The organism is Bradyrhizobium sp. CCBAU 45394, assembly GCF_028128655.1.
Classification (GTDB): domain Bacteria; phylum Pseudomonadota; class Alphaproteobacteria; order Rhizobiales; family Xanthobacteraceae; genus Bradyrhizobium; species Bradyrhizobium diazoefficiens.
On sequence record NZ_LBIX01000127.1, the window covers coordinates 1 to 12453 of the forward strand.

Genomic DNA, 12453 nt, shown 5'->3' on the forward strand with positions numbered 1-12453 from the left:
CCATGTCCCCGAACACCCGTCAGTCATGTCTCCGGGCTAAACAGCAGCGAAGCAATCCAGACTGCCGCCGCGGAGAGATTCTGGATTGCTTCGCTGCGCTCGCAATGACGGAGCTCGTGGCGTCTACTGCCCGCCCACCAGGCTCATCACAAACCGGCTGCCGACAATAAACAGATAGCACCCGAACGCAGTCTCCAGCGTGCGCTTCGACATCGCATGCGCGGCTCTCACGCCGAGCGGCGCCGTAACCAAGCTCATCGGCATTACCAGCACGGCCCCGATCAGCGAGACGTAGCCGAGCGCGAACGGGACTTGCAGCGCTGCGACGGCCGGATAGCTCGCCGCCGCCGGCCAGCCGGCATAGATGTAGCCGAGTGCGCCGGGGATCGAGATCAGCACCGCGAGCGCCGACGACGTCGCGACCGCCTGATGGATCGGCCGGCCGTAGAAGGTCATCAGCAGGTTCGAGAACAAGCCGCCGCCGATGCCCATCAGCGTCGACAGGATACCGACGCAGAAGCCGTAGATCCGCATCACCGGGCCTTTCGGCAGGTCGTCGCCGAGCTTCCAGGTTTCGCGCGCGAAGATCAGCCGCACGGCGGCCGACCAGGCGACGCAGACGAACACGATCTTGAACAGCCGCTCCGGCGCGTGGCGCGCGACCACGCTGCCGGCGACGACGCCGATCACGATCGGCAGCCACCAGACGCGCAGGATCGCCATGTCGACGGCGCCGCGCTTGTAATGCGCCTGGAACGAGCGAATCGAGGTCGGGATGATCACCGCAAGCGAGGTGCCGACGCAGAGCGGCATGCGCACCTCGAGCGGCACGCCGGCGATGCGGAAGCATTCGTAGAACACCGGCACGAGAATCGCGCCGCCGCCGATTCCGAACACACCGGCCAGAAATCCCGAGAGCGCGCCCGTTGCGATCAGCAGCAACGCGAGCTCCACGATCTCCCTGATATCAAGTCCCGCCATCAGCACGTCCAAAGTCTGTTCTCAACGATAGGGATAGACCCTTTCGCATTGCGCGACTATCGGCGAAGCTGGGTAGACTATCTTGCTGAAAACGGAAGGATGGCCATGGACCAGCTCGCGGCGATGGCGACCTTTGTCCGGGCTGTCGACAGCGGCAGCCTGTCCGCGGCGGCGCGGTCGTTGCCGAGCTCGCTGACGGCAGTGAGCCGGCAGATTTCGGCGCTCGAACAGCATTTCGGCACGCGCCTGCTGGTGCGTACGACGCGGCAGCTGGCGCTCACGGACGACGGCCGCATGCTGTACGAGCGCGCCAAGTCGATCCTCGGCGAGGTCAAGGAGATCGAGGAGGCGCTGGCGGGAAGCCGCCGCGAGCCGTCGGGGCGCCTGCGCGTGAGTGCGCCGACATTGATGGGGCGCCTGCTGATCGCACCGCTGCTGGGCGACTTTCTGCGCGCCTGTCCCTCGCTGTCGGTCGATCTGCTGCTGGTCGATCGCAACGTCAACCTGATCGAGGAGGACGTCCATCTGGCGCTTCGCGTCGGGCGCATTCCCGATTCCCAGCTCGTGACGCGGAAACTCGCGGAGGTGCAGATGATCCATTGCGCCTCGCCTGGCTACCTCGCGCGCCGCGGCGAGCCGCAGAGCCCGTCCGATCTGCCGCGGCATGATTGCCTGGTGTTCTCCGATGCGCCGGGTGCAGCGACCTGGCGATTCGGCCGCGACGCGAAGGGCGGATCGCGAATCAGGATAGCGGGACGGCTCTGGGTCAACAGTCTCGACGCGCTCGCCAGCGCCGCGGAGAACGGCGCCGGCATCGTCCGCGTGCCGTCATGGCAGGTGGAAAGGCAACTTGCCGAGGGGCGCCTGCGTCGTCTGTTGCGTGAGCATGAACCTGCTCCGGCTCCGCTCCACGCGCTCTATCAGCCGTCGCGCCTGGGGTCGGCGAAGATTCGTGCATTCATCGATTTCCTGGTCGAGCGATGGCGCGGCAGCGATCCCCTCGGACGCTGATTCCTGCGGCGGGGTGGGATGCAGGCCGCGCATATCCACCCGTCAGACGAAAAATCGGTGCGCGCGGCGGAAATCGAAATTGCCTCGCCGGCGATTCGTGCCGACGTGGGCATCATGAACTGACTGGTTCGAACTCTGGCTGGCCCGCGGCGGCTTAGAGCCGTTCCAATAGTAATTTCAATGTGCCTCGGCCGTCGCCACAAAAGATGAATATACATTCTATTCTTTGTCGGCACACCATTGCTCTGGTATACCAAGCCCCTGATTGGCCTTGTTTCATCAACGCTGTAGCGCTGAACCACGGTTCGATTTATGGCGATTTGGTGATTGCGCCGGCCAAATCGACTCCGTAAATAGAGCCGACCTTTCGCGATCCCCGCGCGCCCCCTGCTGGGCCGCTACACAACATCAAAGCCCATGACCGCACGGATCGAACGACCGCTTTCACCACACATGCAAGTCTACCGCTGGACGTTGACGATGGCGCTGTCCATCGTCCATCGCGCCACCGGTATCGCCCTCTATGCCGGAACCCTGCTGCTGGCCTGGTGGCTGATCGCGGCGGCCTCCGGCCCCGCCGCCTATTCCCATGTCCAGGCCTTCACCGGCAGCATCATCGGCCGGCTGATCGTGTTCGGCTACACCTGGGCGCTGATGCACCATATGCTGAGCGGCATCCGGCACTTCGTCTGGGACCTCGGCTACGGCTTCAAGGCCAATGAGCGCGAAGCGCTGACCTGGGGCGCGCTGATCGGCGGCATCGTGCTGACGGTGCTGATCTGGATCGTCGCCTACGCGATCGGAGGTGGACGATGAGCGCAACCGATACGCCGAAGCGCAGCATGCGCACCCCGCTCGGCCGCGTCCGCAATCTCGGCGCGGCGCATTCGGGCACGTCGGACTTCTGGCGCCAGCGCATCACCGGCGTCGCGATGGTGCTGATGATGATCCCGGTGATCGTGATCATCGTGATGCTGTTCGGCCGCAACCAGGCCTTCGTAGCGCAGACCATCGGCTCGCTGCCAATCGCCATCATCATGCTGCTCTTCATCTTCGCCAGCGCCTGGCACATGAAGATCGGCATGCAGGTGGTGATCGAGGACTACGTCCATAACGAGAAGCTGAAGCTCACGGCGATCATGCTCAACAACTTCTTCTCGATCGCCGTGGCACTCGCCTCGACCTACGCGATCCTGAAACTTTCATCCGGAGTGTAACCCATGGCCAACGAGACGAATGGCAAGGGCAACGGCGCTCCCGCCACCAACGGAAAAGCCTATCCCATCGAAGACCACACCTATGACGTCGTCGTGGTCGGCGCCGGCGGCGCGGGACTGCGCGCCGTGGTCGGCTGCAGCGAGGCGGGCCTGCGCACGGCCTGCATCACCAAGGTGTTTCCGACCCGCTCGCACACGGTCGCGGCGCAAGGCGGCATCTCCGCCTCGCTCGGCAACATGCACAAGGACGACTGGCGCTGGCACATGTACGACACCGTGAAGGGGTCGGACTGGCTGGGCGACCAGGACGCGATCGAATACATGGTGCGCAACGCGCCCGACGCGGTCTACGAGCTCGAACATTGGGGCGTGCCGTTCTCGCGCACCGAGGACGGCAAGATCTACCAGCGCCCGTTCGGCGGCATGACGTTGGACTTCGGCAAGGGTCAGGCGCAGCGCACCTGCGCCGCCGCGGACCGCACCGGCCATGCCATGCTGCACACGATGTACGGCCAGTCGCTGCGTCACGCGGCCGAGTTCTTCATCGAGTTCTTCGCCATCGACCTGATCATGGACGACCAGGGCACCTGCCGCGGCGTCATCGCGCTCAAGCTCGATGACGGCACGCTGCATCGCTTCCGCGCCCAGACCGTGATTCTCGCGACCGGCGGCTACGGCCGCGCCTATGCCTCCTGCACCTCGGCGCACACCTGCACCGGCGACGGCGGCGGCATGGTGCTGCGCGCCGGCCTGCCGATGCAGGACATGGAGTTTGTGCAGTTCCATCCGACCGGCATCTACGGCTCGGGCTGTCTCGTCACCGAAGGCGCGCGCGGCGAAGGCGGCTATCTCGTCAACTCCGAGGGCGAGCGCTTCATGGAGCGCTATGCGCCGTCGGCCAAGGACCTCGCATCGCGCGACGTCGTCTCGCGCGCGATGACCATCGAGATCCGTGAAGGGCGCGGCGTCGGCAAGAAGAAGGACCACATCTTCCTTCATCTCGACCATCTCGATCCCGCGGTGCTGGCCGAGCGCCTGCCGGGCATCTCCGAATCCGCGAAGATCTTCGCCAATGTCGACGTGACGCGCGAGCCGATCCCGATCGTGCCGACCGTGCACTACAACATGGGCGGCATCCCGACGAACTATCACGGCGAAGTGCTGACCAAGAAGGACGGCGACGACAACGCCGTCATCCCCGGCCTGATGGCGATCGGCGAAGCGGCCTGCGTCTCCGTGCACGGCGCCAACCGTCTCGGCTCCAACTCGCTGATCGACCTCGTGGTGTTCGGCCGCGCCGCCGCGCTGCGGCTGGCCGAGAAGCTCACGCCCAACGCCAAGCAGCCCGAGCTGCCGGCGAACTCCGCCGAGCTCGCGCTCGGCCGCCTCGATCATTACCGCTACGCCTCCGGCGGCACGCCGACCGCAAAGCTGCGCGAAGGCATGCAGCACGTGATGCAGAGCAACTGTGCCGTGTTCCGCACCGGCGAAGTCCTGAGCGAAGGCCAGAACCTGATCGAGAAGGTCCACAGCGGCATCACCGACATCGCCGTGTCCGACCGCTCGCTGGTGTGGAATTCGGACCTCGTCGAGACGCTGGAGTTCGACAATCTGATCGCGCAGGCGGTGGTGACGATGAACTCGGCCGCCAACCGCACCGAGAGCCGCGGCGCCCACGCCCGCGAGGATTTTTCCGAGCGCGACGACAAGAACTGGATGAAGCACACGCTGGCCTGGCTGGACGATGCCGGCAAGGTCAAGATCGAGTACCGCCCGGTTCACGACTACACCATGACCAACGACGTGCAGTACATCCCGCCCAAGGCGCGCGTGTACTGATCGAACAGTAGCCGTCATTCCGGGGCGATGCGCAGCATCGACCCCGGAATCTCGAGATTCCGGGTCTGGTCCTTCGGACCATCCCGGAATGACGAAAGGTTAGAGCAATGGTTGAATTCGCACTTCCGAAGAACTCCAAGATCACCGGCGGCAAGACCTGGCCGAAGCCCGCGGGCGCGACTGACGTTCGCGAATTCCGCGTCTATCGCTGGAATCCGGACGACGGCAAGAATCCGAGCGTCGACACCTACTACGTCGACACCAATGATTGCGGTCCGATGGTGCTGGACGGCCTGATCTGGATCAAGAACAACATCGACCCGTCGCTGACCTTCCGCCGCTCCTGCCGCGAAGGCGTCTGCGGCTCCTGCGCCATGAACATCGACGGCCAGAACACGCTGGCCTGCACCCGCTCGATGCACGACGTGAAGGACGGCGCGGTGAAGATCAATCCGCTGCCGCACCAGCCGGTCGTGAAGGACCTGGTTCCCGACCTCACCAATTTCTACGCGCAGTATGCCTCCGTCGAGCCGTGGCTGAAGACGACCTCGCCGACGCCGCAGAAGGAATGGCGCCAGAGCCACGAGGACCGCGAGAAGCTCGACGGCCTCTACGAGTGCATCCTCTGCGCCTGCTGCTCGACCTCATGCCCGAGCTATTGGTGGAACAGCGACCGCTATCTCGGCCCCGCCGCGCTGCTGCAGGCCAACCGCTGGGTCTCCGATTCGCGGGACGAGGCGACCGGCGAGCGGCTCGACAATCTCGAGGACCCGTTCCGGCTCTACCGCTGCCACACCATCATGAACTGCGCCAAGGCCTGCCCGAAGGGCCTCAACCCGGCGGAAGCCATCGCCGAGCTCAAGCTCAAGATGGTCGAACGGCAGATCTAGACCTGATTCACGCATCGATCCCCGGCCGAAATGGCCGGGGCCTGCGACGGCTGGCGTCAATTTGAGTAGATTTTTCCGCCAACCCGCGCCGCGGGCGATTATCTGGAATTGCAACCACCGGTTCCGGTCATAAGCGGCTTCCTTCCCAGCGGGAAATTCAGTTAAGCTCGGGTCCAGGGACCGGAGCGACTGTGCAGGGTGCGCAACGCAATTCGCTGAAGCTGTTGCAGTGGATGATGGCGGCATCCCTGGCATTGCCGATTGCCCTGTTCGCGATCGCCGCCACGATCTCCTACACATCGACCAAAGATATCGCCGACCGCGAGATCGAGCGCACCCTCGACGTCGCGCATGAGCACGCGCTCAAGGTGTTCGAGACCATCGACCGCAGCCTTGCCGAGCTCAACGAGGTCGTGCGCGGCCTCCCCGACGACCTCGTCCGCGCGCGCGAACCGGCGCTGCACCGTCGCCTGAGGCGGCTGGCCGATTCGCTGCCGCAGCTCAAATCGGCCTGGATCTTCGATGCGGACGGAAAGGCGCTGGTCAACAGCCTCGCCTCGCCGCCGCCGGAGCTGAGCTTCGCGGACCGCGACTACTTCTACGCCCATGTCGACCAGGCCATCGGCACGTTCATCGGCATGCCCCTGACGCCGCGTCCGCCCTATCAGGGTGCGCGCTTCTTCGGGATGAGCCGCCGCCGCGACTCCGACGACGGCAGCTTCATCGGCGTGATCCAGGCCTCCGTCCTGCCGGAATATTTCGAGAGCTTTTACGCCAGGATCGGCTCCGATCCCGGTAGCTTCTTCGCGATGGGTCGCGCCGACGGCGTGGTGCTGGCGCATTTTCCGCGGCTCGACCGCGACCTTCGGCTCGATCCAGGCGGGCCGGTCGGCCGCCAGATCGCCGCGCACCCCGCGCACGGGCTCATGACCATCGCCTGGCCGTCAGACGGGATCGAGCGCCGGCTCGGCTACAGGCGCATCGCCGAATATCCGATCTATGTCAGCGCGGGGCTCGAGACCTCGGCGATCCGCGCGCGCTGGCTCGCCACAATGGGCCAGCATCTGGTGTTCGGCGTTCCCGCGACCGCACTGCTGTTCCTGCTGCTCGCGTTCGCCTTCCGGCGCACCCAGCATCTCCAGACCGAAGCCGCAAAGCGGCGCGAGGCCGAGGAGGCGCTCAAGCACAGCCAGCGCCTGGAGGCGCTGGGCCAGCTCACCGGCGGCGTCGCACACGACTTCAACAATCTGCTGACCGTGATCCGCGCCTCCGTCGACCTCTTGAACCGGCCGCAACTGACGGAGGAGCGGCGGCAGCGCTACATGACCGCGATCGCGGATGCGGTCGCGCGCGCCGCCAGGCTAACGTCGCAGCTCCTCGCCTTCGCGCGGCGCCAGACCCTGAAACCGGAGGTGTTCGACGTCGGCGAACGGATGCAGTCGCTGCACGACATGCTCGCTACCCTGCTGGGACCCGCGATCGAGATCGCGACACAGCTGCCGGCCGAGCCGTGCCTCGTCAATGCCGATGCCAGCCAGTTCGAGACGGCGCTGATCAACATGGCGACCAATGCGCGCGATGCCATGCAGGGCAAGGGCCGGATCAGCTTCAAGGTCGAGGTGGCGACGACCGTTCCGGACACGCTGGCGCATCTTCCGGGCGGTCATATCCCTGACAGCAATGGCTTCGTCTGCGTCGTCGTCAGCGATACCGGAATCGGCATTCCGGCCGCGCGCCTCGGGCGCATCTTCGAGCCGTTCTTCACCACCAAGCAGGTCGGCCACGGCACGGGTCTTGGCCTTTCCCAGGTGTTTGGCTTTGCCCGGCAATCCGGCGGCGAGGTGACGGTCACGAGCGAAGTCGGCCAGGGCAGCACCTTCTCGCTCTATTTGCCGCGCGTGCCGGCGGACTTGCTGCCGCAGCAGCAGGCGCCGAACACCGCACCGGCGCTGCCGGGCAGCGGCATGTCGGTGCTGGTGGTCGAGGACAATATCGAGCTCGCCAATTTCGCCGCCGATGGACTGACCGAGCTCGGCTACAGCATCACCCTGGTCGACAACGCCGCCGACGCGCTCGCCGAGCTGGTCGTGGACACGGATCGTTTCGACGTCGTGTTCTCGGATGTGGTCATGCCCGGCATGACCGGGCTCGAGCTGGCGCGGGCGATCCGCGATCGCGGCATCGGCGCACCGGTCGTGCTGACCACCGGCTACAGCGAGGCGCTGGCGCAGGACGGCAGCGACGGTTTCGAACTCGTGCAAAAGCCCTATTCGATCGAGGAGCTGTCGCAGATCCTCCACAGAGCCGCGCGGCTGCGGCGGGTACGCGGTGGCGCGGCCGAATAGCCCGGCCTCGGAACCGCTGGGAACCGACTGATTTCCCTTGCGTTGTCCGGCCATGCAAAAACCGGCCGGGAAGCGCGAACAGGGCAAGAAGCCGCCCATCATCGAAATCGAGGGCGAGACTGGCGAGGACGTGGCTCCGCCCCCGCCCGAGGAGCTCGAACCCGATCCCGAGCTGTCACCTGAGGAGGCCGAGCAGGCGCGCAAGGATTATCTGCTGACCCGCTTCTGGATCAGCGCGCGCGGCTTCTGGGGCCGCAACGGCGATCGCCTCGCATGGCCGTTCTCGATCGGCCTCGGCATGCTGATCGTCCTCACCGTCGCCTTCCAGTACGGCATCAATGTCTGGAATCGCGCGATCTTCGACGCCATCGAGAAGCGCGATGCGACCAGCGTGTTTCATCTCACCGCGGTGTTCGTGCCGCTCGCGATCGGCAGCATCGTGCTCGGCGTGGCCCAGGTGTTCGCGCGGATGGGCATCCAGCGGCGCTGGCGGGCCTGGCTCACGGCAAGCGTGCTGACGCGCTGGCTCGCCAACGGGCGCTACTACCAGCTCAACCTCGTCGGCGGCGACCACAAGAATCCCGAATACCGGATCGCGGAGGATCTGCGCATCGCGACCGATTCGCCGGTCGATTTCCTCGCCGGCGTCACCTCGGCACTGCTGTCGGCGGTGACCTTCATCGTGGTGCTCTGGACCATCGGCGGCGCGCTCACGATCGCGCTGGGTGGATCGACCATCACCATTCCCGGCTTCCTCGTGATCGCCGCGATCCTCTACGCCGCGATCGCATCGAGCTCGATCGTGGTGATCGGCCGCCGATTCGTGCAGATCTCCGAAGACAAGAACCAGGCCGAGGCCGATTTCCGCTACACCCTGACGCGCGTGCGCGAGAACGGCGAGAGCATCGCGCTGCTCGGCGGCGAGGAGGAGGAGCGCGGCGGCATCGACCGCAATTTCACCAACGTGCTGCGGCAATGGGCGCGGCTCGCCGGCCAGCACATGCGCACCACGCTGGTGTCGCAGGGATCGAACCTCGTTGCACCGGTGGTGCCTCTGCTGCTCTGCGCGCCCAAATTCCTCGACGGCAGCATGACGCTCGGACAGGTGATGCAGGCGGCCTCCGCCTTCACCATCGTGCAGGGCGCGTTCGGCTGGCTGGTCGACAATTATCCGAGGCTGGCCGACTGGAACGCCTGCGCGCGCCGCATCGCCTCGCTGATGATGTCGCTGGACGGCCTCGAGCGCGCCGAGCAGGGCGACGGCATCGGCCGCATCAAGCGTGGCGAGACCAGCAACGAGGCGATGCTGGAGCTGAACGACCTCTCGGTCACGCTCGACGACGGCACCGCCGTGGTCGGCGAGACCGAGGTGGTGATCGAGCCCGGCGAGCGCCTGCTGGTCGCCGGCGAATCCGGCACCGGCAAGAGCACGCTGGTGCGCGCCATTGCGGGGCTGTGGCCGTGGGGCGGCGGCAGCGTCAATTTCCATCCCGACCGGCGGCTGTTCATGCTGCCGCAGCGGCCTTACGTGCCCTCCGGATCCCTGCGCCGCGCGGTCGCCTATCCCGGGGCCGAAGACGACTGGACCGTGGACGAAATCGGAGAAGCCTTGCACAAGGTCGGCCTCGACCATCTCAAGGAGAAGATCGAGGAAGAGGGGCCGTGGGACCAGACGCTGTCCGGCGGCGAGAAGCAGCGCCTCGCCTTCGCGCGGCTCCTGCTGCACAACCCCGACATCGTCGTCCTGGACGAGGCGACCTCGGCGCTCGACGAGAAGAGCCAGGACAAGATGATGAAGATGGTCACCGACGCGCTGCCGAAGGCGACCATCGTCAGCGTCGCGCACCGCGTCGAGCTGGAAGCCTTCCACAGCCGCAAGATCGTGCTGGAGCGGCGCAAGGGCGGCGCCAAGCTCGTCAGCGACATCGACCTGATCCCGCGCAAGGGCCGGCGCAGGCTGCTCGGCCGCTTCCTGCGCCCGCGCAAGCCAGCGCCGACAAGGGCGGCGTGAAGCACTTCTCTCTCCCTCGTCGTCCCGGACAAGCGCAGCGAAGCGGAGCGCCGATCCGGGACCCATACCCACAGGGAGAGATTTGGCGAAGCCTCGGAGTGGGAGTTTGGCGTCACGACTCCTCCCTGGGGTTACGGGTCCCGGGCTCGCTTCGCGCCCCGGGACGACACCGGTGATCGAGCGTTGGAGTCCCCGGCAAAACCGGCTATGCATGCGCCGCTTGCAACGAGGACCACCTGCTTGACGACCGACAACGCCCCTTCGTCCGCGCCGTTCGGCACGTTTGCGCCGAATGCGGCGCAGGCCGCGATCATTCGCCTCGCGACGCAATCGGGGCTGAAGCGCGGCGCGTTCCGGCCCTGGCTGTCGCGGCTGGTCAATCTGCTGCGCGGCGGTCCGGTCGACGTGCAGTATCAGGGCGCCTCGTTCCGCTTCTACCACCAGGGCAGCGCGACCGAGCGCGGCGCGCTGTTCAACCCCGACTACAATCTCGACGAGCTCGACTTCCTGCGCCAGCACACGCCGGCGGGCGGCGTGTTCGTGGACGTCGGCGCCAATGTCGGCACGTTTGCCCTGGTGATGGCGCGGCAGGTCGGGCCCGCAGGCAAGGTGATCGCGATCGAGCCGCATCCGCTGACCTTCGGACGTCTCTCCTTCAACCACGCCGCATCGAAAGCGACGCAGGTCCGCCTGGTGCAGGCCGCAGCAGGCGACAGCGACGGCGAGCTGATGATCGAGAGCGGCGGCGGCAATCTCGGTGCCACCCACGTCGTCACCGGCACGGCCGGCGCCGATGCGATCAAGGTCCCGTCGCTGCGCTTGATGCGCATTCTCGACGAGGCCGGCGTCACGCAGGTCGACGCGCTCAAGATCGACGTCGAAGGCTTCGAGGACCGCGTGCTGACCGGCTTCTTCCGCGACGCGCCGCAAGCGCTGTGGCCACGCGCGGTGGTGATCGAGCATCTGTCACAAAAGGAATGGCAGCAGGATTGTATTGCCGACATGGTCGCGCGCGGCTTTACGATCGCACGCAAGACACGAAGCAATACGTTCCTGTCACGCTGACAGGGGCGAACAACGGAGGTTGCGATGATCGACCATTTGGGTTTCTCCGTCTCCGACTATGAGCGCGCGAAAGCGTTCTATGCCAAGGCGCTGGCGCCGCTCGGCTACAGCCTGATCATGGAGGTCACGGCGGAGCAGACCGGCCACGATCCGGCCGCCGGCTTCGGTGCCGACGGCAAGCCGGATTTCTGGATTGGCGGCGAAGGCGCCATGAACAAGCCGGTGCATGTCGCGATCGCGGCAAAGGACCGCGCCACGGTCGACGCCTTCTACAAGGCGGCAATCGCGGCCGGTGGCCGCGACAACGGACCGCCCGGCATCCGTCCGCACTATCATCCGAACTATTACGGCGCCTTCGTGCGGGACCCCGACGGCCACAACATCGAGGCCGTCTGTCACGCGCCCGAATAGGCGCGCCCCGCGACGACGCGGCAAGGAACATCGGCGCGGCATCGCCGTTGTTGTCCTCTGGACAACCGAACTCGATGATGCCGATGCCGATCGAACCGCCCGAGATTCCACCGGCAACACCGGGGACTCCCACCGAGCCGCCGCCTGGAATTCCGCCGGGCAATCCTCAGCCCGAAATCACGCCGCCGGTGCACGAGCCCGGCGAATCACCGCGGCCCGACGAATTGCCGGGCCGCATGCCTGAAGAGATTCCAACGCGCGGGCCGAACGGGCCGCTCACTCCCGGTCCTGCGACGGACGCAACTCCGCGGCGGGATCACACATGAGGCGAACCATCGCATGTGAGGCGATTGCAACCCACGCCTGAATGCGCAATGAACGTCGGCATAATGAGGTGATTTGCGTGCAGAAATAAATCGGGCCGCGCCCGCTTTGCTCGCCACAATGCGGCCTAACGCGTAGCTGTTCATCCCACCACTTCGTCAAAGAACCTTCCGGGGAAGTTCACCACTATGACCAATCTTCGTTTCGTGCTGCTTGCCACCACGGCTCTGACCGCGATGCAATTGGCAAACACCGCATCGCATGCGCAAGGCGCTTCGCCGCTCGTGGTCGCGCAGGCCCAGCCTCAAGAGACGGGCCCTGACGGAAAACCGAAGCAGCCGCCAAAGGGACCGCCAGGG

At 65.9% G+C, this 12453-nt stretch carries 11 protein-coding genes; 10 read left to right on the forward strand and 1 reads right to left on the reverse strand.

Going from position 1 to position 12453, the window contains the following annotated elements:
- Positions 1-123: 123 nt before the first annotated feature.
- Positions 124-984, reverse strand: coding sequence for a sulfite exporter TauE/SafE family protein (locus tag WN73_RS12960; RefSeq protein WP_028174912.1), 861 nt, complete (start codon positions 982-984; stop codon positions 124-126).
- Between the two features lie 102 nt (positions 985-1086).
- On the opposite strand from WN73_RS12960, the gene WN73_RS12965 reads away from it, so the two are divergent.
- The 10 genes from WN73_RS12965 (at position 1087) to WN73_RS13010 (ending at position 12096) form a co-directional block, all read left to right on the forward strand.
- Entirely contained in the window at positions 1087-1992 is a 906-nt protein-coding gene (locus WN73_RS12965) for a LysR family transcriptional regulator (protein WP_028174913.1), read from the forward strand.
- 417 nt (positions 1993-2409) lie between these two features.
- Positions 2410-2808, forward strand: coding sequence for a succinate dehydrogenase, cytochrome b556 subunit (gene sdhC, locus WN73_RS12970; protein ID WP_011083343.1), 399 nt, complete (start codon positions 2410-2412; stop codon positions 2806-2808).
- Complete coding sequence (sdhD, locus tag WN73_RS12975; protein WP_011083344.1) at positions 2805-3209, forward strand: succinate dehydrogenase, hydrophobic membrane anchor protein; 405 nt, start codon at positions 2805-2807, stop codon at positions 3207-3209. Before sdhC ends, sdhD begins: the two co-directional genes overlap by 4 nt.
- Before the next feature lie 3 nt (positions 3210-3212).
- Positions 3213-5048, forward strand: coding sequence for a succinate dehydrogenase flavoprotein subunit (gene sdhA / locus WN73_RS12980; RefSeq protein ID WP_011083345.1), 1836 nt, complete (start codon positions 3213-3215; stop codon positions 5046-5048).
- Between the two features lie 107 nt (positions 5049-5155).
- A complete protein-coding gene (locus WN73_RS12985) occupies positions 5156-5938 on the forward strand; it encodes a succinate dehydrogenase iron-sulfur subunit (RefSeq protein ID WP_011083346.1) in 783 nt (260 codons plus the stop codon).
- Between the two features lie 191 nt (positions 5939-6129).
- Positions 6130-8283 carry a hybrid sensor histidine kinase/response regulator gene (locus WN73_RS12990; protein ID WP_028174914.1) on the forward strand — a complete coding sequence of 718 codons (2154 nt, stop codon included), beginning with the start codon at positions 6130-6132 and terminating at the stop codon, positions 8281-8283.
- 52 nt (positions 8284-8335) lie between these two features.
- Positions 8336-10294: an ABC transporter ATP-binding protein/permease gene (locus WN73_RS12995; protein ID WP_028174915.1), complete on the forward strand. Its 1959-nt coding sequence runs from the start codon at positions 8336-8338 to the stop codon at positions 10292-10294.
- Positions 10295-10534: 240 nt separating this feature from the next.
- Complete coding sequence (locus tag WN73_RS13000) at positions 10535-11359, forward strand: FkbM family methyltransferase (protein ID WP_060912815.1); 825 nt, start codon at positions 10535-10537, stop codon at positions 11357-11359.
- A 24-nt stretch (positions 11360-11383) separates the two neighbouring features.
- Positions 11384-11770, forward strand: a complete 387-nt coding sequence (locus WN73_RS13005) for a VOC family protein (RefSeq protein WP_011083350.1) — start codon at positions 11384-11386, stop codon at positions 11768-11770.
- An 83-nt stretch (positions 11771-11853) separates the two neighbouring features.
- Positions 11854-12096: a hypothetical protein gene (locus tag WN73_RS13010; protein WP_053815100.1), complete on the forward strand. Its 243-nt coding sequence runs from the start codon at positions 11854-11856 to the stop codon at positions 12094-12096.
- Positions 12097-12453: the final 357 nt, after the last annotated feature.

Coding starts and splice junctions, on each gene's coding strand:
- WN73_RS12965 (WP_028174913.1), top strand. CDS start 1,087: ATGGACCAGCTCGCGGCGATGGCGACCTTTGTCCGGGCTGTCGACAGC.
- sdhC (WP_011083343.1), top strand. CDS start 2,410: ATGACCGCACGGATCGAACGACCGCTTTCACCACACATGCAAGTCTAC.
- sdhD (WP_011083344.1), top strand. CDS start 2,805: ATGAGCGCAACCGATACGCCGAAGCGCAGCATGCGCACCCCGCTCGGC.
- sdhA (WP_011083345.1), top strand. CDS start 3,213: ATGGCCAACGAGACGAATGGCAAGGGCAACGGCGCTCCCGCCACCAAC.
- WN73_RS12985 (WP_011083346.1), top strand. CDS start 5,156: ATGGTTGAATTCGCACTTCCGAAGAACTCCAAGATCACCGGCGGCAAG.
- WN73_RS12995 (WP_028174915.1), top strand. CDS start 8,336: ATGCAAAAACCGGCCGGGAAGCGCGAACAGGGCAAGAAGCCGCCCATC.
- WN73_RS13005 (WP_011083350.1), top strand. CDS start 11,384: ATGATCGACCATTTGGGTTTCTCCGTCTCCGACTATGAGCGCGCGAAA.
- WN73_RS13010 (WP_053815100.1), top strand. CDS start 11,854: ATGCCGATCGAACCGCCCGAGATTCCACCGGCAACACCGGGGACTCCC.